The 26,483-nt window shown below is 39.8% G+C and carries 25 protein-coding genes; 7 read left to right on the forward strand and 18 right to left on the reverse strand.

Annotated elements, in window-relative coordinates:
• The first annotated feature begins 557 nt into the window (after positions 1-557).
• The gene (gene ltrA / locus I2484_RS17555; RefSeq protein WP_207152363.1) at positions 558-1,820 is read left to right on the forward strand and encodes a group II intron reverse transcriptase/maturase; all 1,263 of its coding nucleotides are present in this window, start codon (positions 558-560) and stop codon (positions 1,818-1,820) included.
• 569 nt (positions 1,821-2,389) lie between these two features.
• On the opposite strand, the gene I2484_RS17560 is transcribed toward ltrA, so the two are convergent.
• The 17 genes from I2484_RS17560 to I2484_RS17640 form a co-directional block, all read right to left on the reverse strand.
• On the reverse strand, positions 2,390-3,235 hold the full coding sequence (locus tag I2484_RS17560) for a 3-hydroxyacyl-CoA dehydrogenase family protein (RefSeq protein WP_218628051.1): 846 nt from the start codon (positions 3,233-3,235) through the stop codon (positions 2,390-2,392).
• 13 nt (positions 3,236-3,248) lie between these two features.
• On the reverse strand, positions 3,249-4,067 hold the full coding sequence (locus tag I2484_RS17565) for an enoyl-CoA hydratase-related protein (protein WP_207152364.1): 819 nt from the start codon (positions 4,065-4,067) through the stop codon (positions 3,249-3,251).
• The gene (locus I2484_RS17570) at positions 4,051-4,953 is read right to left on the reverse strand and encodes an NAD(P)H-dependent flavin oxidoreductase (protein WP_207152365.1); all 903 of its coding nucleotides are present in this window, start codon (positions 4,951-4,953) and stop codon (positions 4,051-4,053) included. The genes I2484_RS17565 and I2484_RS17570 overlap by 17 nt, the downstream gene beginning before the upstream one ends.
• Entirely contained in the window at positions 4,946-6,127 is a 1,182-nt protein-coding gene (locus tag I2484_RS17575) for an acetyl-CoA C-acetyltransferase (protein WP_207152366.1), read from the reverse strand. The genes I2484_RS17570 and I2484_RS17575 overlap by 8 nt, the downstream gene beginning before the upstream one ends.
• A complete protein-coding gene (locus tag I2484_RS17580; RefSeq protein ID WP_207152367.1) occupies positions 6,124-6,516 on the reverse strand; it encodes a MaoC/PaaZ C-terminal domain-containing protein in 393 nt (130 codons plus the stop codon). Before I2484_RS17580 ends, I2484_RS17575 begins: the two co-directional genes overlap by 4 nt.
• Entirely contained in the window at positions 6,513-6,953 is a 441-nt protein-coding gene (locus I2484_RS17585) for an FAS1-like dehydratase domain-containing protein (protein WP_207152368.1), read from the reverse strand. The genes I2484_RS17580 and I2484_RS17585 overlap by 4 nt, the downstream gene beginning before the upstream one ends.
• 29 nt (positions 6,954-6,982) lie before the next feature.
• A complete protein-coding gene (locus tag I2484_RS17590) occupies positions 6,983-8,038 on the reverse strand; it encodes a phosphotransferase family protein (RefSeq protein WP_207152369.1) in 1,056 nt (351 codons plus the stop codon).
• Between the two features lie 13 nt (positions 8,039-8,051).
• A complete protein-coding gene (locus I2484_RS17595) occupies positions 8,052-8,798 on the reverse strand; it encodes a 2-phosphosulfolactate phosphatase (protein WP_207152370.1) in 747 nt (248 codons plus the stop codon).
• 67 nt (positions 8,799-8,865) lie between these two features.
• Positions 8,866-9,411 (reverse strand): TRAP transporter small permease, encoded by a 546-nt coding sequence (locus tag I2484_RS17600; protein WP_207152371.1) that lies wholly within the window; start codon positions 9,409-9,411, stop codon positions 8,866-8,868.
• Positions 9,412-9,434: 23 nt separating this feature from the next.
• Positions 9,435-10,823, reverse strand: coding sequence for a TRAP transporter large permease (locus I2484_RS17605; protein WP_207152372.1), 1,389 nt, complete (start codon positions 10,821-10,823; stop codon positions 9,435-9,437).
• Positions 10,824-10,903: 80 nt separating this feature from the next.
• Complete coding sequence (dctP, locus tag I2484_RS17610) at positions 10,904-12,016, reverse strand: TRAP transporter substrate-binding protein DctP (protein WP_207152373.1); 1,113 nt, start codon at positions 12,014-12,016, stop codon at positions 10,904-10,906.
• A gap of 82 nt (positions 12,017-12,098) precedes the next feature.
• Entirely contained in the window at positions 12,099-12,875 is a 777-nt protein-coding gene (locus I2484_RS17615; protein WP_207152374.1) for an enoyl-CoA hydratase-related protein, read from the reverse strand.
• A 35-nt stretch (positions 12,876-12,910) separates the two neighbouring features.
• Positions 12,911-13,891 (reverse strand): NADPH:quinone oxidoreductase family protein, encoded by a 981-nt coding sequence (locus tag I2484_RS17620; RefSeq protein ID WP_207152375.1) that lies wholly within the window; start codon positions 13,889-13,891, stop codon positions 12,911-12,913.
• A 69-nt stretch (positions 13,892-13,960) separates the two neighbouring features.
• Positions 13,961-15,217 (reverse strand): acyl-CoA dehydrogenase family protein, encoded by a 1,257-nt coding sequence (locus tag I2484_RS17625; RefSeq protein WP_207152376.1) that lies wholly within the window; start codon positions 15,215-15,217, stop codon positions 13,961-13,963.
• A gap of 2 nt (positions 15,218-15,219) precedes the next feature.
• Positions 15,220-16,797, reverse strand: coding sequence for a class I adenylate-forming enzyme family protein (locus tag I2484_RS17630; protein WP_207152377.1), 1,578 nt, complete (start codon positions 16,795-16,797; stop codon positions 15,220-15,222).
• 10 nt (positions 16,798-16,807) lie between these two features.
• Positions 16,808-17,392 carry a TetR/AcrR family transcriptional regulator gene (locus I2484_RS17635; RefSeq protein ID WP_207152378.1) on the reverse strand — a complete coding sequence of 195 codons (585 nt, stop codon included), beginning with the start codon at positions 17,390-17,392 and terminating at the stop codon, positions 16,808-16,810.
• Between the two features lie 11 nt (positions 17,393-17,403).
• Positions 17,404-18,552: an acyl-CoA dehydrogenase family protein gene (locus tag I2484_RS17640; RefSeq protein WP_207152379.1), complete on the reverse strand. Its 1,149-nt coding sequence runs from the start codon at positions 18,550-18,552 to the stop codon at positions 17,404-17,406.
• 284 nt (positions 18,553-18,836) lie between these two features.
• Between I2484_RS17640 and I2484_RS17645 the strand changes: the two genes are divergently transcribed.
• The 4 genes from I2484_RS17645 (at position 18,837) to I2484_RS17660 (ending at position 23,950) form a co-directional block, all read left to right on the forward strand.
• On the forward strand, positions 18,837-19,610 hold the full coding sequence (locus tag I2484_RS17645; protein WP_207152380.1) for an SDR family NAD(P)-dependent oxidoreductase: 774 nt from the start codon (positions 18,837-18,839) through the stop codon (positions 19,608-19,610).
• 75 nt (positions 19,611-19,685) lie between these two features.
• Entirely contained in the window at positions 19,686-21,221 is a 1,536-nt protein-coding gene (locus I2484_RS17650; protein WP_207152381.1) for an AMP-binding protein, read from the forward strand.
• A gap of 12 nt (positions 21,222-21,233) precedes the next feature.
• Positions 21,234-22,625 carry a short-chain fatty acid transporter gene (locus I2484_RS17655; protein WP_207152382.1) on the forward strand — a complete coding sequence of 464 codons (1,392 nt, stop codon included), beginning with the start codon at positions 21,234-21,236 and terminating at the stop codon, positions 22,623-22,625.
• Between the two features lie 428 nt (positions 22,626-23,053).
• On the forward strand, positions 23,054-23,950 hold the full coding sequence (locus tag I2484_RS17660) for a hypothetical protein (protein ID WP_207152383.1): 897 nt from the start codon (positions 23,054-23,056) through the stop codon (positions 23,948-23,950).
• 212 nt (positions 23,951-24,162) lie between these two features.
• Here I2484_RS17660 and I2484_RS17665 read toward each other — a convergent pair whose 3' ends face one another.
• Positions 24,163-25,482: a Na+/H+ antiporter NhaC family protein gene (locus I2484_RS17665; RefSeq protein ID WP_207152384.1), complete on the reverse strand. Its 1,320-nt coding sequence runs from the start codon at positions 25,480-25,482 to the stop codon at positions 24,163-24,165.
• A 206-nt stretch (positions 25,483-25,688) separates the two neighbouring features.
• On the opposite strand from I2484_RS17665, the gene I2484_RS17670 reads away from it, so the two are divergent.
• Both I2484_RS17670 and I2484_RS17675 read left to right on the forward strand, forming a co-directional pair.
• Positions 25,689-26,144: an S-ribosylhomocysteine lyase gene (locus I2484_RS17670; RefSeq protein WP_207152385.1), complete on the forward strand. Its 456-nt coding sequence runs from the start codon at positions 25,689-25,691 to the stop codon at positions 26,142-26,144.
• 171 nt (positions 26,145-26,315) lie between these two features.
• Positions 26,316-26,459 carry a hypothetical protein gene (locus I2484_RS17675; RefSeq protein WP_207152386.1) on the forward strand — a complete coding sequence of 48 codons (144 nt, stop codon included), beginning with the start codon at positions 26,316-26,318 and terminating at the stop codon, positions 26,457-26,459.
• Positions 26,460-26,483: the final 24 nt, after the last annotated feature.

Below are 26,483 nucleotides of genomic sequence, written 5' to 3' on the forward strand. Positions count from 1 at the left end.
TTTTTGTGCGCCCAGCATGGGCGTAATCTATAGGGTGGAAGTCCCGAACTGTGAAGGTAGAAGTAACAGTTAGCTTAACGCAAGGGTGTCCATGGCGACGTGGAATCTGAAGGAAGCGAGCGGCAAACCTCCGGTCTGAGGAACACGAACTTCATATAAGGCTAAGTACAATTGGGTGAGTTTGCAAAACAAAACAAAGCCCTTTCTACCGAAGGTTGTACGGAGTAAATGAAGCAGATAGGTGGAGGGAAAGATTACGCTCTTACCTGGGGAGATCTGATGAACACGCTAAGTTCCCTTAGTAACTTGTCTAGTGATAGACAACTGAATCATCAGAAGTCAGCAGACGTCGTAGTACCAATTGGTCTAGAACAATTGGGAAGGACTGAACGATTAATGAGAGAATAGCCCTTGGCATTCCGAAGTTTATCATGACCACAGAAAACAAATGACCTCACTTGAGAGAAGGTAATGGTGAATCCCATGAGGGTCCTCTTGGAGGGTGGAGTAAACTCGGGCATTAAAAGAACAGCTATTCACGGAAGGAAGAACTAACGATGCTTATAAATCAAATCCTGTCACGGGAGAATATGCTTCAAGCACTAAAACGTGTAGAAAAGAATAAAGGAAGCCATGGAGTAGACATGATGCCCGTACAAACCTTACGTCAGCACATCCTCGAAAACTGGTCATCCATTAAGGAGCATATTCTCAACGGAGCCTATGAACCGCAACCAGTCCGCAGAATCGAAATCCCGAAACCTGACGGCGGAGTGCGCCTATTAGGTATCCCAACTGTAACAGACCGTTTGATTCAACAAGCAATTGCCCAAGTGCTATCCCGACTATATGACCCAAGCTTTTCAGACCATAGTTATGGTTTTCGACCAGGTCGAAGTGCACACGATGCAGTAAGAAAAGCAAAAGGCTATATAAGAGAGGGATATCGCTGGACGGTAGACATGGATTTAGAGAAATTCTTCGATAAGGTGAACCATGACCGTCTAATGAGTACACTTGCGAAAAGAATCAACGATAAACCATTACTCAAGTTAATTCGTAAATACTTACAATCGGGTGTATTAATCAATGGGATTGTCCTAGGTACGAATGAAGGAACGCCACAAGGCGGGCCCCTTAGCCCTCTGCTTTCAAATATTGTCCTAGACGAACTAGACATAGAGTTGGAACAACGAGGACACAAGTTTGTACGCTATGCTGACGACTGTAACATTTATGTGAAAACTAAACGTGCAGGTGAACGTGTAATGGAAAGTATACAATCATTCATTGAAACGAAACTACGATTAAAAGTAAACGAAAAGAAATCCGCAGTGGATCGCCCTTGGAAACGTAAATTTCTTGGATTTAGTTTTACTTCTAACAAAGAACCGAAGGTTCGAATCGCAAAAGAAAGCCAACAGCGAATGAAGAAGAAAATTCGAGAAATCACTTCAAGGAAGATGCCATATCCAATGGAATATCGTATACGTAAGCTGAATCAATACCTAATCGGATGGTGTGGCTATTTTGCATTAGCGGATACGAAGACAATTTTTACGGAGCTTGATGGTTGGATTCGAAGAAGGTTACGAATGTGCTTATGGAAGAATTGGAAGAAACCTAAAACGAAAGTGAAGAATCTTATTCGATTAGGTATTGCAGATTGGCAAGCCTATCAATGGGGAAATACACGAAAAAGTTACTGGAGAATATCGAAAAGTCCAATACTACACAGAACCCTTGGGAATTCCTATTGGAATTCCCAAGGGCTCAAAAGTCTGCAAGCTCGTTATGAAACCTTGCGTTATTTATCTTAATTGAACCGCCGTATACCGAACGGTACGTACGGTGGTGTGAGAGGTCGGGAGTTAATCACTCCCTCCTACTCGATTTCGTTAATCGTATGGTGGTCGTTCATCCATCGCTCTTCTAAGGCACGGGTACACGAAATGCTAAATCTTTTTGGGACGAAAGAATAGTTGGCTTCTTATCTAGATAAAGGCCGCCAAAGATACAATTTTGGCTACTCACTCCTTCTTTATGGTTTTTTTATTTTAAGGAAGTGTTAATTTCTACGAGGTATCACATGATGACAAGCGAGATTTTGCTAAAAGTAAGTAAGGAACCCATTGTAGAAAATGACACTGCCCTAAATTTAAAAAGGAAATGCTATAGAGAAGGATTCGGCAACCATACGATTAACAAGAAAGCTGCGTAGGGATGCGACAAAGTCTCATCCCTACGCAGCAAGAAATCACGATAATTGTATAGCAGTCGTTCAGTCCAAAGCGATCCAAAAACACCTGTACATTAGGCATCTAGTGTCTTATCAAAAAAGTTAGCGGTTATTTACTGATTAACCTTAGTTAATCAGCATATATGTTTTTCAGTATTTAAAAAAGCCTTCCCCTGACTTCCTTCCAAGACGACCGCCCCGCACATATTTTTTGAGCAAAGGAGCAGGGCGGTATTTCGAATCATTGGTTTCATTATAAAGAGTTTCCGCGACAAAAAGCATCGTATCAAGACCAATAAGATCTGCTAACGCAAGTGGGCCGATTGGATGACTTGCACCAAGCATCATGGCTTTATCAATGTCTTCCGCCGAAGCTATTCCTTCCCCCAAAACAAAAATCGCCTCGTTAATCATTGGCGTTAAAATTCGATTCACAGCAAACAATGGTGCTTCTTTTACTGAAATAGCAACTTTATGGAACTCTTCAGCTAATTCGTGAGCAGCTTGGAAGGTATCATCACTCGTCTGTTCACCCCTGATGATTTCAACCAGTTGCATAACCGGGACAGGATTGAAGAAATGCATACCGATAACCTGCCCACTTCGATTAACCGCGCTAGCCATTTCAGTTATGCTTAGCCCAGACGTATTAGATGCAAAAATAGTCGAAGGCTTACAAATTTGATCAAGTTCCGTAAACAGTTCTTTTTTAGGCTCTATCTGTTCAATAATCGCTTCCATAACAAAATCTACATCTTTAAGATCATCTATAGTGCTAGTCGGATGAATTCGATTTCTAATCTGATCGGCTACTGATTGATCTACTTTCCCTTTTTCTACATTGCGCGTTAAAGTCTGTTCGATTCGCTTTATTCCTCTTTCAAGACCGTCTGGGTTTTTATCAAACAAAGTTACTTCGTGACCCGCTTCCGCCGCCACCTGGGCAATACCATTGCCCATTGTGCCTGCGCCAACTACAGCAATTTTCCTTATCATACCTTCACTCCTTTTAATTACTCTTTATAAAAAGTCTCGGTAATTCTGTTGCTTTCATAGGAAACATCGCTGGACGCTTTTCTACAAAGGACTGAATTCCTTCGTTTGCATCCTCATGTTGACCTGCCCAATGAAGAAATTTAGACTCCACTAAATGGGACGTATATGGGTGATTTTCCCCAAGCATCTTCCATAACAGTTGTCTGGTAAAACTATTCGATGTCGCTGCAGTATTTTTCACGATTTCATATGCGATTTCATACGCTTTCTCCAGCGGATCCTCTTCCACGTATTGCACAAGACCCGCTTGCAGTGCTTCCTCAGTTGGTATGTACCGTCCAGTCAAGGTCCATTCCAGCGCTTTACCGATACCTACAATTCTTGGTAAAAACCATCCAGAGCTAGCCTCAGGACCGATTCCGCGTCGTCCGAATACAAATCCGATTTTCGCATCCTTCTTCACAATTCGAATGTCCATCGGTAAAGTCATCGTCATCCCAATACCAACTGCAGGCCCATTGATTGCCGCGATGATAGGTTTATTCACCTCATATACGGCCAAACTCACTTGACCACCTAGATCACGATACTCTTCAGCAGATTCATTAGAATCGAACGTAGATCCACCTTCCGCTAAATCCATTCCTGCACAAAATGCACGTCCACTCCCAGTAACAATGATGACTCGCACATCATCGTTGTCGTTTACTCCCTTGTAAAAATGAAGTAATTCTTCATTCATTTTGTGCGTATAGGCATTCATCACGGTAGGGCGATTTAACGTTAACGTCAAAACACCCCCTTGTAAGTCCGTTTTAATTGTTTCGTACAAGATGAGCAACCCCTTCTTCATACTCCCTAATTAGCAATTCCACAATTTCCTTTGTTGTTTCACGTTTCGTAACGCTTGTTACACCTTGACCTGCCGACCAAATATCCCGCCAGGCTTTGACATTAACCAAATGAGACAAATCCACTTCATCTTTTGGTTTTAATGTCGCTGGGTCAATCCCTTCTTTTACTATGCTTGGAATAAGATAATTTGCATGGATACCGCTAAATGAATCTGAGTAAAGAATATCTTCAATTGTCGAATCTATGACCATTTGTTTGAATTCCTCTTGTGCGCTACTTTCTTCTACTGCCAAAAAACGAGTACCCATATAGGCATAATCAGCCCCCATTAACTGTGCAGCTGCGACGTCTGCGCCTGTTGAAATCGTTCCCGATAATACGATTGTTCCGTTATAAAAGCTTTTCACCGCTGCAATAAATGCAAATGGATTCAACGTTCCCCCATGGCCTCCCGCACCAGCGCATACTAAAATCAAGCCATCTACTCCTGACTGTGCCGCTTTTTTTGCGTGTTTTACATTTGCCACATCCGAATAAACGAGACCTCCATAGCTATGAACGATTTCCTTCACTTCCCCTGGATGACCGAGTGAAGTAATGACAATCGGGGGTTCATATTTTCGGATTAACTCAAGATCGTCCTCATAACGCCCATTTGTTTTTTTATGACAAATAAAGTTCACTGCCCAAGGAATATCACCTAAACCCTCTTTTACTTCTTGTAACCATTCGGCACACTTCTCTACTGGACGTGCATTTAGTAGAGGGAATGAGCCGATGACGCCTGCTTTTCCAGCCTCAATCACCATTTTTGGTGTGGATACTAAAAACATAGGTGAGATAATCACTGGTATTTTAAGCATTTTCAATCACTACCGCAATTCCTTGTCCTCCACCGATACATAAGCTCGCCACAGCATACCTTGCATTACGCCGCTTTAATTCATATGCAGCTGACAATAAAATTCTTGTTCCACTTGCGCCTACCGGATGTCCTAGCGCAATCGCGCCGCCATTCACATTTGTTTTCGAACGATCCAATCCTAACTCTTTTTCGACGGCTAAGTACTGGGCAGCAAATGCTTCATTCACTTCCACAATATCCATATCTTCAATGGTCAGACCCGCCCGTTCTAATGCTTGCTTGATCGCTGGAACCGGACCTATTCCCATAATTGTCGGATCCACTCCAACTACACCCCAGGAAACAATACGTGCGATTGGCTTTAATCCACGCTCTTGTACAGCTTTTTCACTGGCGACAACAACGGATGCTGCTCCGTCATTAATCCCTGAGGCATTTCCGGCTGTAACCGTTCCCTCTTTTTTAAATGCAGGTCGAAGCTTCGCCAATCCCACAACATCCGCATCCGGTCTAATATGCTCATCTTTGTCAACCATCACTGTATTTTTGCGTGTTTTCACTTCGACCGCTATAATTTCTTCAGCAAATAGACCATTTTCTACTGCTTTTGCCGCACGCCAATTCGACTCGACGGCAATTGCATCTTGTTCTTCCCTGGAAATCGAATACTGTTCCGCCAGCTTCTCTGCTGTCATCCCCATACCGCTTCCTGTGTATTGATCCGTCAATGTCGCTTGCAACATATCTTCAAACTGCAAGTTCCCAAGCTTTGAACCACTAAACCGTTGTTCAAAATTTGAGTACGGAGATTGCGACATATTTTCCGCCCCACCAGCTAAAACAATAGCCGCTTCCCCCAATAAAATATGTTGTGCCGCTGTTACAACCGCCTGCATTCCCGATCCGCATAGCCGGTTCAATGTCAGTGCAGGAACTTCTTGTGGAACTCCTGCTTTTAATCCAATATGGCGTGCAATATATGCGGAACTTTTTCCTGTATGAATCACATTGCCATAGATGACATGATCCACTTGTTCAGGTTGCACATTCGAACGCTTCAATGCTTCAATTGCAGTTGCTGTACCGAGCTCCGTAGCATCTACCTTTGCAAAAGACCCTCCAAATTCTGTAAATGCCGTTCGTGCTCCATCGACGATATATACGTTAGTCATATTCCATCTTCCCCTTTCGATAATTCAAAACTTCCCTTGAGTTTTATTTCACCCTTTGAATCGACTATTTCAAGACTTCCTATATCAATAACAGCTTCCGCATTAGGTTCCAACAACTTTCCTTTAATCACGAGAGTTTCTCCAGGATAAGTCGGTGCCATAAAGCGTACGCCAAAACGATGAAGCCTACGTTTTGGAAACCATTCCTCTATCGCTTGGGAGGCCCACCCCATCAAAAACATACCGTGGACAATTACGTCCGGGTACCCCTTTTCATTAGCAATATGAGAAACCGTATGAATTTTATTGAAGTCTCCCGATGCCCCGGCATACTTAACTAAATCAATATGCTCAATTGGTGGCTTTATAATAGAAGGTAATTCTTTCACAGTCCCACCTCAATCAACGTAGCATGATTCAGCATGACCGTTTCAGACAGCTGATTTTTGTAAATTGTTTCTAGAAAGTAAAATGTTTTCCCATACTTATGTGAGATTTCTTTTATCGTTACTACTGCTGAAATCCTATCACCTGCATACATAGTTTCCACATATTCAAAAGACTGCTCACCATGCAAAACATTTTCAGGGTGAAGTTTTAGAAATCCAAACAATTGATAAAAACCATGATCATTCCAAAAGTCGATTACAGTAGCAAATGTAGGTGGAACAGGGATATTCTTAAACCCTTGTAGTAGGGCAGCCTCTTTGTTGAAATAGATAGGATTTACCAGTCCAATCGCTTGTGCAAATTCTTTTATTTTACCCGCTTCAATTACAAATTCAGCGTAGTGAAAATTCAGACTTCCTTCTTCGTTATCAGGCATAGGCTTTACCCACCTAACTCCATTTTCATTCACAATAGCCGATTCATTCGAGTAAGATTTGCCATCTCAAATAAATTGGAAACTGCTTTATTTAAAAATTCAAATCGATCATCATTAATTTCTCCGTTTTTCCACCTGTAGTATATTTGCTGAAGTATGACACCCAGCTTATAGAAACCAAATGCCACATAGTAAGAAATGTCCGAAACGTCACGGCCACTCAATCGAGCATATTCCTCAACAAACGCTCTTCTACTATAAAAGCCTGGTTGATTGCTTACAATATTTATTCCCATGTCGGGGTCACCAGATTGTCCCCAGTAAGCAACTGTTGACCCGATATCAGTTAATGGATCACCAATTGTGGACAATTCCCAATCAAGAACACCGATTGTTTTTCCAGGATTCGTTTCATCAAGAACGAGATTATTTAGTTTGAAATCATTATGAACGATTGCAGTATCGCTTTTTAACGGCCTGTTTACTTTCAACCAATTTTCCAATTCAGATACATGTGAAAACGAATCCGTTTTGGATTGATCGTATCTTTTTATCCAACCGTTAACTTGTCTTTCTAAATAGCCTTCGGGTTTTCCCATATTCTCTAATCCTGCTTTTTTATAATCAATCGATTGAAGTTGCACTAACGTTTCGATTGTATTTTTTGAAATTAGAGGGCCAGCTTGTTGCGAACTACCATAAGATGCTGGTAGTTTATCATCAAGTACAATTCCCTGTTTCTTTTCCATTACATAAAAGTGCTTATCCATGACCATTTGATCCTCACAATATACATATGGTTTAGGAGCTAATGGAAATACTGGATTTACTTTATCCAAAATAGAAAACTCCCTTTGCATATCGTGTGCTCTCGGGGGAATCTCTCCAAAAGGTGGTCTCCTTAAAACACCTTCCCAGTCACCTACACGAAGCAAATAGGTTGAATTCGAGTAGCCTTCAGAAAATTTATTTACTACCATACTCCCACTAGGGATTTCTTTAATAGACTTCCTCAAGTATTCTTCTACTTTTGCCCAGTCTATGAATTGTCGATCTATATTATTTTCATTGATTGCAGTATCCATAATTCTCCCACTCCTAATCTATAGCGTTTTGCATACGTGAATAATCATTGATTATTTTATTTCCGATGAAAACAGGAAGCACATTTACTTTTTCATGATGTTGAATGACTAGATTCATCGATTCCATAAAACCAAAATCGCTAAGAAGAGAGGCCGTTTCACTATCAAGCAAGTTTTGAAAAGAAATCGAGTGAGAATGTAAATACGTTTCTCTCGCAACCTTCGATGCATCGGAAAGTAAATAGTCTCCTTTCCCCATTAGGTGATCAATGATTTGCCCTGCACCAACAAAATCTTCCATAGAAAAACGATTATCATTTCCTGAACAAATTAAGACAATAGAGGAACCATCATCTTGTTCATGAAGACGGCTCGCTATAAGATGACCATTTATAATAGAAGAAACATATAAAAACTTTGCTCCTTTTGCCTTTTCAATTGCTCGGGTTCCATTAGTCGAACAAATGATAGCTGATTTCCTCTGTTCAGATAGCTCAATTAAAGTCGGATCTGGGTATAAAAAACCTTCGACAGGCTCCCCCTTTGCTTCACCGAGTAAGATATAAGGTTCTGTTTGACGAGCAGCAAAAACCTTAGCACTCTCAATGTCTTCCATTGCATAAATCGGTTCGTAATTATTCTTTAATAAGAATGCAATCGTAGAAGTAGCCAAGAATACATCGAGAACAACCGCTGTGCAATCTATCAATTTGTCGGGTTCTACCATCTCTTTTTGTGTAATAACATGAACTTTTCTCATTAACATCCATTCCTTAGAATTTCATTATTTTTGCTACAGATTTAAATGCTTTGCAAACTCCCGCCTATCAGAAACCTTCAAGCTCTTCACTTTTATCGATGACGAGTAAAGTTGGTTTTTTTTCTTTAATATTACGAATAAAAATGAATATATTTTCAATTATTATCATTGTAAATGCGATTGGAATAATGAAGAACAATGGATAAAGAGTGTACATTGTACCTGCAGCTGGAAACGCCGTTTTCCTTTCCATTCCGTTCATTGCAAAATCCCAACTGAACTGTACGATTAATACGAGAATGAATATTTCAATTAGTAGCATAAAGTAAATTAAGCCTTTCTGCACTTTCTCCCCAAGTCTAGCCATAATTAAATCCATTTTGGGTAGGACGCTCGAAGAATAGACATATGCAAGTGAGGGGAATACAACTAATGGCATCAAATAGTTTTGAACAATTTCAAAACCACCACGGATTGAGCCAGAAAATACATTTCTAACAAAAACATCATAAGAAATAAAAAACATCATTGCTAATACACTAATTCCACTAATCCAGACTCCTAGTCCCTTTAGGTACCCGAAAACTTTATATGCTTTTAAAATACCTTCCATAGATTATCCCTCCTATCTTTCTGTTAGCCCATTGAATTCGGTAGCCATGTAACAATTTGTGGAAATGCAATCATTAGACCCCCGACTACAATCATTGCAACTGCTGCAAAGATCATACCGATTCTAAATATGGGTCCAGATCCAATTCCACTGACTCCCGCAACAGCATATACACTCAGTCCAACCGGAGGAGTAAGTAGCCCAATCGTACAAATAACTGCGATAAATACGCCAAACCACAAAATATCAACTTGCAATTCTATAATAATTGGAAGTAGAACTGGAATGGACATTAGTATTACCGCTGCACCTTCAATAAACATAAACATTATAAATAAGACGATGGAAATGGCAATTAGGACAAGAGTTGGTGAATCCATTATTGGCTCGATCATCACGATAAGTTTTCTCGGTAAAAGTGAAAGCGAAACAAACTTCCCGAAGATTTGGGCACCAATCATGATAATCATGACCATTCCGGTTAATTTTACTGTTTCAGTTAAAGAGCTTTTGAAAAACTGTAAATTCACCTTTCCAAGAATCAATGCCGCAATAAGTCCGACAAGTGAGCCGACTGCACCAGCCTCAGTTGGAGTAAATATCCCCGAGTAAATTCCCCCAAAAATGACTCCCATGATTACAACTCCAATAATACTTACGGTAACTAGTCGTAACGCGGAAACTTTCTCCCGTTTATCCTCTTCCATAGTTACTGCTGTTTCTACTACACTTTTTTCTTTATATTTTTTGTCGTCGATCAGAATCTTATTATCTTTTTGTGTTTCCATTGCGTTACTTTTTTTTCTTTCCAAGTTAAAGATGACTAGCATTACTAAGATGAAAACAGTCATTGTCAAAATACCAGGAATAAAAGCGCCTATAAACAACTTTCCTACCGGAGTTTCTGTCGCTACCCCATATAGAATCAATATAATACTTGGCGGAATAATTCCAGATAAAGAACCCCCAGCTGCCGCAATTGCCCCTGATAAAGGCGCGCTGTAACCATGTCTTCGAAGTTCTGGAATCGCTACTTGCCCTAATGAAGCAGCAGTCGCTGTCCCCGATCCAGATACAGCTCCAAGCATTCCACCGATAAATAAAGTGAGTACTCCAAGTAAACTATTTCTTCCTTTTGAAACCTTGTGTACCATATAAAAAATATCTTGTACAAGCCCTGATTGAAGTATAAACTGAGCCATTAACACAAATAGGGGTATTGTTGTCAAAGTATAACTAGCAACTCTGTTGAAAGGTTCTTTCCCTAGAAGGCCTGGAAGAATACCAAATCCCTCCAATAAAATTAAGCCAATGATTCCACTCGCAAGAAGTACTGAATGTATATATAATCCTGAAACTAGCAGTATGAGCATCATCGCTATAACAATTCCTATAACGAGCAAACTATTCATATTTTACCCCCAACTTTTTAATAATGTTCAAGAAAAAAGGGAACAGACACCAAATTAGTATGTTATTCCCTGCTTTTGAATTATTCTAGACTCATTACGGATTCAGGCACTTCCCCGCCTTCTTCAATTAAAATATCTCGCCATAAAACTACCAATTTATTTCCTGGAAGTCCATTAGACTCTAAGAGTTCTGCATAGTTACTCCATGTATCTTCAACTCCTGTACTAAGATGATCTTGTACATCTTGACTTAAGGTTGAAAACTCCACGAATTTCCCACCTTTCGTTTCATTTTCGGCTATGGCTTTTTCGGCCCTATCTATCCATTCCTGAGCACCAGGAGTAAATATTTCATCATTTGCCTGTATCATTGCTTCTTGCACACTTTCAGGAAGCGTTTCCCACTTCTCTTTACTCATACCTATAAAGCCATTGAAATGACCAAAGTTAATTCCGGTTACAGTGTATCTAAATAAATCTTGGAAACCGTAACCCGACCAGTCAGCAATACTATAAAAACTCCCGTCAAATGTTCCTCTGCTCAATGCATCATACATTTCAACCGCTGGCATAGTAACACTGTTGATCCCCGTTTTTCCTGCATAGACTTCATGTATTCTAGAAGGTGTACGAAGTGAAGTACCTTTAATATCACTTGCCGCATTAAATTCTTTTCCTGTAGTTGAAATGGAATATTCCATAGTAGTTGAAATTGGGAATACTTTAAAATCAGCAAATTGCATTTCGGCATACGTTTTACCATCTGCCAATACCTCATCACTTTCAAGAAGTTTTTTCCAAGCATTGGAAGCGATTAATGTATCCGAATGGCTTAATGGCAACATTGTTACCTCTGCCATCGGATATTGATCGGGTTCATAAATTGGCAGTACAAGTGCCACATCCACCGTTCCATCCAGAACAGCATCTGCTTCATCAGGCACAGCCACAAGTTCCCCTCCAGTAAAAGTTTCGAATTCGACTTGACCATCTGTCAATTCCTCAACACGCTCCATCCATGGCACCATGGAGTTCGCCCACCAAGCATGCTGTGCACTTAAACCCGTTGCAGCACGTAATTTGATCGTTTCACCTTCCTCATATGCTTCATTCGATTTCTCCTCACTACAACCACCGAGAACTAACATAAGACCTACTAACGCAATAATGGTTTTTGATTTAGCTTTTCTCATTAGTTTTCCTCCATCCACTCTTTAAGTTCGTTCAGGGGATTGAATATTGCGTCTACTTAAGCTGTGACTATCCCTAGAAATTCTACTTCCCAGTAAACTGTGCTTCTCTTTTCTCAAAGAAAGCGGTTATACCTTCTCTATGATCTTGAGTTTGCAGGAGCATCGTCTGAATCATATTTTCCTGCATAAAAGCAGTTTCTTTATGGAGTTCCCCAACATGATTCACTAAATACTTAACGTATTTATTACTAATACTAGGTCCTTTTACAATAAACTCAGCAAATTCAAATGCTTCATCGACTACGGACCCTTTACTAATACGGTTAATAATTCCATTTGAATGTGCTTCTTGAGCAGAAATGACTTTTCCCGATGATATCCACTCTTTAGCAATCGGGGGTGAGACCCTTTCGGTTAGTAACTTTATTAAACCTAAATCGGGGATCAACCCAATGTTCGTAAAACTCAATGCAAATTTAGCATCTTCATCTGCTACGATAAAATCCGCAGCAAGTGCAATGCTAAAGCCCGCACCCGCTGCATATCCATGCACAGCAGCTATTACATACTTATCCATATCCATTAGTTTTTTTGATAGACCTGATACAAAGTCAATCCACTTCACTATCTCATTAGAATCCGACAAGTTTTTCATAGACTCAATGTCACCGCCCGCACAAAAAGCTTTTCCATTCCCCGAAACAATAATCGCTTTTATAGCATCATCTTGAAGCAGTGTGTTCAATGAATGAATCACTTGTTCAACCATCTCCCTGGACAATGCGTTCAACTTATCTGGTCGATTGAGTATAATATGTCCAATTCGATTCTTTATATCAATTTCCACTAGATTTTCCACAAGCACACCTCCTCAAATGTAAGCAATTTCACATATTAGGGTTTAACAATAAGTTTCCCCCACGTCTTGCGATCAGCCAGTAAGTCCAATGCATCTGGTATTGTTCCAAATGAAAATTCTTTATAAATTAATGGGCTAATCATCCCTTTTTTATAAAGATCCATTAATTCCAAGTGTGCTTTCATTACTTCTTTCGGCATCAAGTTACGAAAGAGACCAAAATGGACACCAACAATAGAATAATTCTTTATTAACGCATGATTCGTTGGAGCATCCGCAATACGTCCTCCTGCGAAACCGATAACTAGAATTCTTCCTTCGAAAGCAATGCATTTTCTAGAACGGTCAAAAGTATCCCCACCCACAGGATCGAAAATAACGTCGGCACCTCTTCCATCTGTTATTTCCTTCACAATTTGAACAAAATCATTTGACCTATAATTGATGACGAAATCTGCTCCGAGTTCTTTACACACTTGTATTTTTTCATCGCTACCTGCTGTCGCAATAACTGTTGCTCCTGCTGCTTTTCCGAGTTGAATTGCGGCAGATCCAACTCCTCCTGAACCCGCATGAACAAGAAGCGTTTCGCCTGCTAGTAGATTGGCATTGCGATGTAGAGCGTAGTACGCCGTCTGATAGGTTATAAACAAAGCAGCCGCTTCATTGTATGAAAGGCTATCTGGGATAGGAAAAACCGACTTTTCCGCTACTACCACGTATTCAGAAAAACCACCCTTTGGAAGATGAGGTGTAGCCAAAACCCGTTGCCCAACTGAAAAGTTGATCCCTTCACCAAATTCTTCAATGACTCCTGAAATTTCGGCCCCTGGTGTAAATGGCAAAGGATGTTTCTCCTGATATTTCCCCTGGCATTGTAATATATCAAAAAAGTTTAGGGCGATCGCTTCTACCTTTATCAATACTTCTCCTGCTTTAGGAACTGGTTTAGACATATCAACTAAACTTAGCGCATCTTGAGGATCTCCAAGTTGCGTAACTTGCCATGTATTCATCTATCTTCCTCCCGCATAGTAGTGGTCGCAACTTGTTATCCTCCTTGTATTCATCCCAGTATTACTAGATCATTTCAGCACTAATTTCTTGTTTTCGTCTTCCATCTGTGGTTGCTTTTGCTGCAATTGTTCACGTAATTCAAGACGTCCAATATCACGTAAATGGACTTGGTCTGGTCCATCTACAATTCGAAGCGTTCGTGCATTCGCCCAATGTGCCGCAAGTGGTGTGTCATCTGAAACACCCGCCCCACCAAATAACTGAATGGCACGATCGATTACGTTAAGCGATACTCTAGGAACAGCAATTTTGATCATAGCAATTTCCTTGCGTGCAGCTTTTGCACCTTCCATATCAATTTTGTGTGCAGCATGCAATGTTAGTAAACGGGCTTGTTCGATTTCAATTCGACTTTCTGCAATCGCCTCTTTAATTACATCTTTATCAACTAATTTGGAACCAAATGCCTCTCTTTCATTCGCTCGATTGATTAATAGTTCCAAAGCACGTTCAGCAGCTCCAATTGCACGCATGCAATGATGGATCCTTCCAGGTCCAAGTCTTCCTTGCGCAATTTCAAATCCTCTTCCCTCACCTAAAAGCATATTGGATACAGGAACACGAACATTATTATAGTGAACTTCAGCATGACCATGAGGCGCGTGGTCGTATCCGAAAACCGGTAAAAACCTTTTCACTTCAACTCCAGGAGCGTCGAAAGGTACAAGAATCATAGACTGTTGCTCATGTTTAGCTGCATTTTCATCGGTTTTCCCCATGACAATTGCAATTTTACAACGTGGATCCATTGCACCACTAGACCACCATTTTTTTGCGTTAATGACATATTCATCGCCGTCTCGGATGATGCTACCTTGGATATTAGTCGCATCAGATGAAGCAACATCGGGTTCCGTCATAGAAAACACGGAGCGAATCTCTCCATTCAACAATGGTTCAAGCCATTGTTGCTTTTGTTCCTCTGTTCCGTATTTAATCAGCACTTCCATGTTTCCTGTATCAGGAGCATTACAATTAAATACTTCCGGTGCGATTAATGACCTGCCCATGATTTCACAGAGATGCGCATACTCATAATTAGACAACCCTTGCCCATTTTTCGTATCATCAAGAAATAAGTTCCACAGACCCTGGGCTTTTGCTTTTTCTTTCAATTGCTCGATGATGGGTGGAACGGTCCAACGACTTTCTCCTTCATTCAATTGATTTTCAAAAAGTCCCTCGTTCGGATAAATATGTTCCTCCATAAACTTCAGTAATTTCACTTGCAGTTCTTTAGCATTTACCGTTAATTCTTTTAGCATTATTAATTCCCCCTAAGTTTTAATGTATTTTTCAATATTTTCCCCGAGGCATTCCTAGGTAGACTTTCTAGTATTTCAAACTCTTCCGGTACCTTGAATTTTGCTAGATGCTTCCTACAATGCTCCTGAATAGATAATAAATCTTCAGTCTTAATAGTAGGGCCTACGACAAACGCTTTCACTTTCTCACCAAAAATTGGATCAGGCTCTCCGATGACGGCCGCTTCTGCAACAGCTGGATGACTTTTAAGTACATCTTCCACTTCAATGGAAAATATCTTTTCCCCTCCCCGATTTATCATGTCCTTTTTCCGGTCGCGAATGTAGACAAAGCCGTCTTCATCTATTAGCCCAATATCACCCGAATGCCAGTAGCCGTCTGTAAAATTCGACGTATTCGCTTCTGGATTTTCCCAATATCCCTTAATTACCATTGGTCCCTTAATATAAAGTTCGCCGGCCTCACCTAATTGGCAGTCTTCACCCTCAAGATTTATGACCTTTATAGCTGCACCCCCAACTGGAAGACCTACTGAAGTAACCTTAGATTCGGAATACGTCACTGGCATGATTGTTGCGGGTGACGTAGTTTCCGTCGCTCCGTAGGCATTATGCAGTTCCGCATTAGGAAATGCCTTTTTTAGTACATCAAATGTTTGTTGATAAATAGGGGATCCACCAAAAGCCACTTTTCGAACAAATTCGAAGGAACTTTTTTGAAATTCATCGATCCTGGACAACATAATAAATATTGTCGGAACGTTAAATACGAAATTAATTTTATGTTTGATCATTAGATCGATATAAACATTATTTTGATAGCGATTCATGCTATACGCTGTACCACCTATATAAAACATATGCAATAGTTGACCAACTAGCCCTGTCACATGAAACATCGGGATTGCTATCAATGTTTTCATGCTACTATCCGTCTTAAGTATTTCCTTATAGTTCATCAAGTTATGAATTGTATTCATATGGGAAATTACCGCGCCTTTTGGACGTCCTGTAGTTCCTGATGTGTACAAGATAAATGCCGAGTCCTCTTCGTTTACTAGCACTGGTTCCAACCACTGATTATCCTTCGTCAGTTGGGAAAATGTATCCACACCATCTATTTCGAATATGTTTTTTTCGGTCGGGATTATTCCTTTAGCTTGATTGTTAACTTCTGTTACTTTCCACATAAACTCTTGTTCGCTTATCAATACCTTAGGTTTGGAATGGCCAAGTATATACTGGGTTTCATCAACCGATAATTTTATATTTACTGGGACCATAATCGCCCCTATCATTGCACAGGCAAAAAGCATAAGGGGAAATTGAATACGATTACCGATTAAGACCGCAACACGGTCCCCTTTTTGAACACCACAACTCTTTTGAAGATTAGCTGCAATACTAGTCGATAAAATATCAAGTTCTAGATAAGTCAGTGACCCCTCTTCCGTAACAATAGCTTCCTTGCTACCGAACTCCATTATATTGTCGGAAAGAATTTGACCAATTGAACTTGGACGGTTGGGGAAAACGTTTATTTCACCTCTATCAAATTGTCCGATTTCCTGGATGCCCATTATATCCCCCTTACTTTAATAACTTTACTATGTGATCCCCGAAGTTTTGTTTCAATTCATCCTTTGTCATTCTGCCTTCTGGACGATACCACTGTTGAATCCAGTTCGTGGATCCCAGAATCATCATTCTCACGATAAATGGATCCTCCACATAAAACTCTCCCAAAATTACCCCTTTCTCTATCGCCTGATCAAATAAACTCGAATAATATTTACGTAATTTTAAGACGGATTCTAATTGATAATCATCAAAAAAACTTCGGGGCTCTATAATTAGATTATTTGTTTCTTTTTCATCAATTACATAATCAATATGTGTAGCAATCATACTGCGAAGGATTTTTTCAGCCGTTCCTTCTCCTTCTAATACATCTTTAAGGTCATTAGCAGCTTGGGAAAGTACAAAGTTATGACACTGGTACATCAGGTCTCCTTTGTTTTTAAAGTAATAATATAAAGAACCTTTCGTCATCAAAAGCTCTGCTGCAATTTCTTCCATCGTTGCTCCACCATAGCCCCTTTGATTTATAACGGTGATTGCTGTCAATAATATCTGTTCTTTCTTCTTCAACGTTCTTTTCTCAGAGAGCTTCATTTTTTTCACCTCTACGCAAGTGTTTTCTTTGCGATAATTCCTTTCATAATTTCAGTTGTTCCGGCATAAATGGATGTAACTGCTATGTCCCGGTACCTACGAGCAATTTCAAATTCTTCCATATACCCATAACCACCGTGTAGTTGAAGACATTCAGCCGCCACCCGTTTTGCCATTTCACTAATCCACCATTTTGCCATCGACACTTCCTTCACAATTTCATTTCCTTGAAGGTGTTTTTCGGTCAGTGTATTTACATACGTCCGCCCAATATCGATTTCCGTCGCCATCTCCGCGATTTTAAATTGTGTATTTTGGAAATCAGCAATTCGTTGGCCAAATGCTTTTCTTTCTTTTACATAATCAATTGTTAACCTAAGCATTTCTTCCGCCTCAACTTGTACTTGTAGCGCTACAACAAGACGTTCTTGCTGCAATTTCTCCATTAAGTAATAAAAACCTTTTCCTTCTTCACCAAGTAGGTTTTCAACAGGAACTTTTGCATCTTCAAAAATAAGTTCTGCTGTATCACCTGAATGCATGCCCATCTTATTCATCTTTTTTCCTCGTTTGAATCCTGGTGTACCATTTTCAATAATGAGTAAACTGATACCCCGATACGCCGGTTTAACTTCCTGATCCGTCTTACAAACAACAACTACATAGTCTGCATTTAGCCCATTCGTAATAAATGTTTTCTCACCATTGACGATATAGTAGTTTCCTTCTTTCCGTGCAGTCGTTCTTACCCCTGCTAAATCAGAGCCGGCGCCCGGTTCAGTCATCGCAATCGCTGATATAAATTCGCCTGTAACGCTCTTCGGTAACCATTTTTGCTTTTGTATTTCAGTACCATATGCCGAAATGTAAGGGCTTACAATGTCAGAGTGAAGGCAAATCCCACTAGCAAGTCCAACACCTACCCGCTCCAATTCTTCCGTCAATACCATAGAGTACGAGAAGTCCAGTCCCAATCCGCCATATGCTTCATCCACCCAAGGCAATAAGAAGCCATTTTCACCGAGCTTTAACCAAAAGTCACGTGGAATTTCACGTTCCTCTTCCCATTTCTCATAATAGGGATAAGCTTCTTTATCCAGCATTTTCCGAAGTGACTCTCGGAACATATCGTGTTCTGCAGTTAAAAATGACGCTTTCATCTAACACTCCCCTTTTGAACACCATTAAATTATCTGATAATTACATCTTATCAATCAAAAAAATAGATTGCAAGTGTTAATTTGAACATAGTTTAAATTTTAAATTAATATTCAAATATGCGTATAACTTTTATAAAGAAACTAATTCTGTTCCTCACTCGAATGGATGTTTACTGATTTCTGAATAGTGAAATATCTAATTGCTATTACGATCTTAATTCTGTACTATGATAATTAACGGAAAAATCAGACGTACTCAAACACAAGTAAATTGGGGGTTTAACATGAAAGAAATTTCTTTTCCTACGTTTCAACTGAGTGGAAAAAAGGCAGTAGTTACTGGTGGAAGTAAGGGAATTGGTTTAGCAATTGCCGCTGGATTAGCTCACTTTGGAGCTGAGGTAATGATAACTGGGAGGAATGAAGAAGCGCTTAAAGAAGCCGCCGAAGGACTAAGTAAACAAGGTTACAACGTTAAATGGAAAGTGGTTGATGTGACTAAAAAGGAAGATATTCTATCTTTTTTCAATCATATTGATAATGAATTTAAATCTATTGATATTCTAATTAACAATGCCGGGATGAACATCAGAAAACCTCTAGTAGAAATTGAAGAAGACGACTGGGATCGAGTTATGGATACCAATTTAAAAGGTGTATTTTTAGTTGGACAGCAAGCTGCAAAAAGAATGATTGCACAGCAAAGAGGGCGCATTATTAATATTTCCTCAATATTAGGTAAGACCGGTGCCTCCCTTCAAACATCTTACGCGGCAAGTAAAGGAGGCATAAATCAGCTCACCAAAGTTTGGGCTGCTGAACTGGCACCTTACAATGTCACCGTAAATGCACTGGCCCCGGCGTATATCAAAACACCTATGACGGAGCCTTTTTTACAAGACAATGACAAATACACGAGCATTATTAATCGAACAATGATGAAACGAATTGGGGAGCTAGATGAGGTCATCGGGCCTGCTATATTTTTATCGTCCGATGCCTCTAGTTATATCACAGGACAAATACTTTACGTTGACGGCGGTTGGACTTCTAATTAAAAGGGGGTGAATACTCGTTAGTTTCTAAATGGTTGAAGATATATGTAAAACTTAATATGAAAGGGGTTTTTCATAATGAATACAGTCAGTTTTCAGTCAGTATCCGAGCTACTTTTCTCGAAGTGTTTGGAGAACCCTACTAAAGACTTTATTTTATTCGAAGATAAGGCAGGTTTAATAGAATCATTGAATTATAAATCATTTGAAATCAAAGTGAAGCAACTTGGCTCCGTTCTTTTAAGTAATGGCATTCAAAAAGGCGATAAAGTTTTATTGCATTTACCAAACGGAATCGATTTTACGATATCTTGGTTTGCTATTCTATCTATTGGTGCGGTTATGGTACCTACCAATATTTTATCAACCAAAGAGGAAATAGAATATTTAGTTTCTCATTCTGAAAGTCAACTAATTATTACAGAAAAAGAATTTGAAGAGAAGTTTCTAAATTTCAAACACCTCCCTCTTCTCTATTCACGACTTAAGGATGGTCAAGGCGGCAAATCCTTAGATAAGGAAATGGAACAATCGGTTTTACTGGATTATTTCCCTACTTTATCAAGCAATGATGAAGCTGCTATTTTATATACTTCTGGTACAACCTCAAAGCCAAAGGGTGTAGTCCTAACACATCGTAATTATTTACACACTGGTGAAAAGATGGCTGAGAGATTAAATTTAACTTCGTCTGATCGAACATTAATTGTATTACCAATGTTTCATGGCAATGGTCAGTATTATTTGGCTATGCCCGCATTATATGCAGGTGCAAGTATAGCAATAGCGGAACAATTTAGCGCTACAAATTATATTAAACAAGCAAAAAGAATGGGTGCGACTGTCGGCTCGCTTTTTTCGGCACCTATCAAAATGATTCTCAAAAAAGATTACGACCCTGAAGATGCCGACAATAGCCTTCGTTTAATCATTTACGCTCAATCCATTACCGATCAGCAATACAAAGATTTCACCACCAGGTATAATACCCCGCTACGTCAACTATATGGCATGACGGAAACTATCGCTGTTCCACTAATCAATTCCCTAAATGGACTTAACGATAGCACAAGCATTGGTGAGGAAGCTTGCGGCTATAAAGTTAAACTAAGAAATGACAAAGGGGAAGAAGTGAAGGATGGTGAAGAAGGAGAAATAACAGTATTTGGTATACCTGGAGAAACAATAATGAAAGAATACTACAAGAATGAGCAAGAAACAGCTAAAGCGATACAATTTAATTGGTTATACACTGGAGATATTGCTCGAAAAGACCCTCTGACAGGCCTATTTTACTTCGTCGATCGAAAAAAAGATATGATGAAACGCTCGGGGGAAAATATTGCTGCTGGAGAAGTAGAGTCCGTCATAAATGATCATGAAGCTGTTTTTGAAAGCGCCGTCATCAGTCTACCGGATCCCATATACGAAGAATCCATTCACGCATTTATTATATTAAAAGAGAATACTACCGTTACGGAAGAAGAGATAATTCACTGGTGCCAACAGAGACTAGCAAAGTTTAAAATTCCACAGGCCGTTTACATTGTAAAAGAGTTTCCACGTACATCAGTTGGAAAAATCCAGAAGCAACAATTAAAAACATGGATATAAGGGGGAAATAATATGAGCCAACCAGGTAAAGGTAATGAATCAAATACTAAACCGACAATTCCTGTAGTAAAGGACAATGTTATAGCTAGAATTGCTGCCATTTTCGCCCGAATTGCTGAAAGATGGTTACCAGATGCTTTCGTATTCGCTATTTTTCTGACAGTAATTGCATTTTTGGCAGGAATTTTTGTCACTAAAGCTAGCCCTATGGATATGGTGAATTATTGGGGTAATGGAATGTGGGGTTTACTAACATTTACTGCCCAGATTATTGCAACCTTCGTATTTAGTTACGCTTTAGCTTTAACTAAGTCTGTTTCTAGAGTCCTTGAGGCACTAGCAGCAAAATGTAAAACACCAACTTCGGCTATTTTATTGGTAACATTTACTGCTTTAACAGCCTCATTAATTAGCTGGGCATTTGGATTAGTTGTTGCGGGAATAATGGCTAAACTCGTAGGTCGAAAAGTCCCTGATGTAGATTATCGTGTTCTTGTTGCTTCCGGATATTCAGGTTTTCTTATCTGGGAAGGTGGATTATCTTCTTCACCCGCGCTATTTGTCGCCACAAAAGGTCATATTTTTGAAGATTTAATAGGAGTTGTCCCTACTTCGGAAACTTTATTTTCCCTATTAAATATCGTTATTGTTGTCGTAATATTCTTTACATTACCTTTTGTAATGAGACTTATTCATCCCAAAAATATTAATGATCGTTTTATAATTGATCCAGTCCTTCTAGAAGATAAAATAGAGGAAGAAGTTCGAACTGAAGAAACAAATTATCCTAATGACAAAATGGAGAAATCGCGTATTATTCCCGTAATTGGAGGTCTCTTAGGTCTAAGCTTCTTAATCAATCATTTTATTACAAAAGGATTAGAATTGGATTTAAATACTGTAAACCTAATATTCTTAACTGCAGCTCTGCTTCTATTTTCAAACGTAAGAGAGCTTAGTAAAGGACTATTGAAGTCAGTTGGTAGTGTCGGACAATTTACTCTTCAATATCCTTTTTACGCGGGTATTATGGGCATGTTGGGGGCTTCGGGATTAGCTGCAAAGTTATCAGACTTTTTCATCGAGATTTCAACAAGCCAAACATTGCCCCTTTGGACATTTCTATCAGCAGGGCTACTGAATATCTTTATACCTTCTGGTGGTGGACAGTGGGCAGTACAGGGTCCTATCGTTATTCCAGCAGCACTTCAAATGGGTGTAGAACCTGCGAAAGTCATAATGGCAGTCGCTTGGGGTGACAGTTGGACTAACATGATTCAACCATTCTGGGCTATACCGTTACTTGCAATTGCTGGATTGAAAATACGTGATATTATGGGATACACAACGGTTGCACTTGTTTACAGTGGAATTATTATTTCGATATGTATGCTGATATTTTAACCGGGAATGAGTAATATCCAGCAGTCTCCCTTCTTTAAGATGTTTTAGATTTTCTTCATTTCTATTGTTCCAGCGAGTTTCTATGACTCCTGGAACAATGCTATTAATCTTAACCCGGTATGTCCAAGAGGGCTCACTAATCTTCCTTTTGACTTACAACATAAAAATCCCCCTCAATATTTTAACCATTCAACAGTCTAAGCACTTCGCTTTCATTCTTTCAAACTCATTATACTTTACAAAGTCCGATTGATATTTGGGCTTTCTATTGATCCGCTCTTTAAGAAAAAGATGCGACATTCCCCCTTGAATTGAACCCTATTCAGACAACTTAGAACTATAGATATCCCGAACTTTTCTACAATGTAATTGTCATGCATGTCCTGTATAGTTGAATGCACAACTACAAAAAAAATGGAGGTACCACTATGAAAAAATGGATACCACGAACAGCCATCCTACTTCTCGCATTCATTGTGACGGGATGCAGTCCGGACAAAGATCAGATACCCAGTGATAAAACTGGTCAGGATAAAAATCCGCCAGTTACTAACGAAACCGTCTCCGAAAGCCCTTGGAATGGTGATTGGATTCTCCTAAGTGACAATATACTCGGCACGCTGCACGTTACGGAAAACGATGAAGCTCAATTCGACTACAAATTAAGCGGCACACAGCGAACTACCGATGACTCTTCTCCCGTGTCACTTACCTTTGAAGGGAACGGTAAAATTGACGGCAATCAAGCCGAAGCTACATGCGAACCTACCGCCAACTGTAGAATGACGATTAAGATGGACGGACCAACGCTCCAACTCACCATCAATGATGAAGTTACGGACGGATCTGAACTTATACTTAGCGGTGAATACAAACTATCTTCTTCTATAGAAGAAACTCCTATGTTCCGTATGAAAAATGATCAATTTCTAATCTACGGCATACTGCAGGGCGACAAAGCGTCGGCAGTGAAAGCTAAGCTTGGCAATCCAGAAACTGAAGGCCCAGATGAAATGATACATAATTACTGGATTCAGAAGTACCCTGAAAAGGAATTAATCGTCACGTATTACGACGATTGGGTAGAAACAATCTCTTTCACCACAACAAAAGATGCGCTTGAAAAGGAGATTGCAGAACACTTCGAGGGAGACCGATATCGTAATAAAGACGGTACCGACTATTTACTGGTACCGCAAAATCAAGACCTTTTACTGTATCGCCCAAACGAAGAAGACCCCTCCAAAATCACTGTTCTCATTACAGTAGCTGACGAAAACTTTTATTATAGCTTGGAGCATGGTGAGATTTCCAAGGTGGAGTAATAACAAAAGCGTAAGACGCCGTTTAGCCCCGACAAGTAGGAGGGATGCAGTTCTGAAGCGACTCGAGGGGCTGGCGTCTGTAGTCTAAACGTGAAATCTGTAGGTTACAACATATCCAAGTACGATGTTTTATATTTTCCTAGACAAAAAGAAAGTCCGCCAACTCTCAAAGTTGGCGAACTTTCTTTTTCATTTGAATTGATTAGGTGAAATCACAACGGTTTCTCACTCTTGTTTGTCCGCCGAAATTTCGGGTAACCGATTAAAATGGCAACAACCCCGCAAATCCCGATTAATACAGGATAAAATGAATAAGGAATAATACTAATCGGTGATATTGCAGCTAGTCCAGCGGCTGCAAGCATTTGCCCTCCATAAGGCAAAATCCCCTGCCAACTACTTGCGAACATATCAAGTAAACTAGCTGACTTTCTTGGGTCAATCTCATATTCATCCGCGATACTTTTTGCTAATGGACCTGTAATGATAATCGATATTGTATTATTCGCGGTAGCGATATTTGCCATACTGACTAAACCGGCAATCCCAAACTCAGCGCCTTTTTTCGATTTAATTTTGCTCGTTATGACATATAAAAGATAATCTATACCGCCATTATGTTTGATAATTTCAACGACGCCACCGATTAAGATCGCAATGATCGCTAAATCCTCCATACTAATGATCCCTTCAGCAACTGTTTGTATAAAACCACCTAAATTATATGACCCATCAATCAATCCGATAATTCCGGCAAACAACGTTCCGCCCAGCAAAACGACCAGCACATGAGCACCTAGTAACGCCGCTACAAATACTGCGATATAAGGGAGTATTTTAAATAACTCATAGGGATAGTCCCCACTCAAATCTGCTACGTTACCTCGCGTCATTATGCCTAATATAAGCGCTGTAACGATTGCACCAGGCAAAACAATCAAAAAGTTCACTTTAAACTTGTCTTTCATTTTTATGTTTTGTGTCCTAACCGCCGCAATTGTCGTGTCTGAAATCATCGACAAGTTATCACCAAACATTGCACCGCCGATTACTGTCGCCATCGCCAATGCCAGCGGGATACCCGTTTGACTCGCAATCCCTATTCCAATTGGCGCCAATGCAACCACTGTCCCCATTGACGTTCCCATTGAAATCGAAATAAAGCAACCGATAACGAACAATCCAACCATCAATAAATTCGTTGGTAATAGGGATAAGCCAAGGTTAACAGTGGATTCAACCGCCCCCATTCCCCTAGCAACTGCTGAAAACGCACCTGCTAAAATAAAGATGATCGCCATTAATAGTATATTCGGATGGCCTGCGCCTTTAGTAAATGTCTCCACTTTACTAGACAACTTTTCTTTTCGATTCATCATCAAAGCAATAGCGGCTGCAATTAGTATCGCTACATTTAATGGCATATTTGAAAAGTCTTTAGTAAAAATTCCCGTGCCGATAAACAGCAACACAAAAACAAGTAACGGAAAAAGCGCAAAGGGATTCCCCTTTTTCACTTTAAGATTTGTCATAAATATTCCTCCTAGTAGTCTGTCGAAATCCCAGAACTTACTGAAAACATAGTATTTCTATATGAATTACTAAACCCTATCGTATCCTGCTTTCTTTCTGGTGTCAACAGCTCTATTACTCACTTTTCAGAATTAATATATAAATTAGTTTACATCGCTAGTTGAAGTGTGATAGGTTAGATGACAAACGTGGGAGGATGATTATAATGGCAGTAGTGGAAAGCTTTTTATTGGATCACACGATAGTAAAAGCCCCTTATGTACGCTTGGCAGGTACGGAACAACACGAGAAAGGCAGTACGCTTCAAAAATATGACTTACGATTTTTACAACCCAACCAGGACGCAATGCCGACTTCAGCTGTTCATACGCTAGAACATTTGCTAGCGACGTATTTGCGTGACGAACTGACAGGCATTGTCGACATTTCACCAATGGGATGCAGAACTGGATTTTACATGATCATCTGGAATGAACATGAGCCCAAAGAAGTTGCCGCTGCTTTAACGACAGTGCTCGAAAAAGTAGTCACAACCGAACATATTCCTGCTGTTTCTGCACTCGAATGTGGCAATTATAGAGATCATTCGCTATTTGCTGCACAAGAGTATGCAAAATTAGTCCTTGAAGCGGGATTAAGTGACGATCCGTTCCGCAATTAAGCGCAATAAATCACTTGCATTTTGATGTTCATTCTATAGATGTGTATCTAAATATAGAGGTTGCCCCACAGGTGAATTTGTGGGTAACCTCTCTTTTGTTTGAAGTCTTTTATTCCTTGTCCTTTATTAGTTGTTGGAAGCTTTTCAAATTTGGTTGGAGGCTTTCGGGATTTGGTTGGAGACTTCAGAGGTTTGGTTGCACACTTCTTAAACTTTGTTGGACACTTCACTGTTTGTTGGAAGCTTTTCAAATTTGGTTGGAGGCTTTCGGGATTTGATTGGAGACTTCAGAGATTTGGTTGGACACTTCTTTAACTTTGTTGGATACTTCACTGTTTG

Source organism: Sporosarcina sp. E16_8 (assembly GCF_017347095.1).
Classification (GTDB): Bacteria; Bacillota; Bacilli; order Bacillales_A; family Planococcaceae; genus Sporosarcina.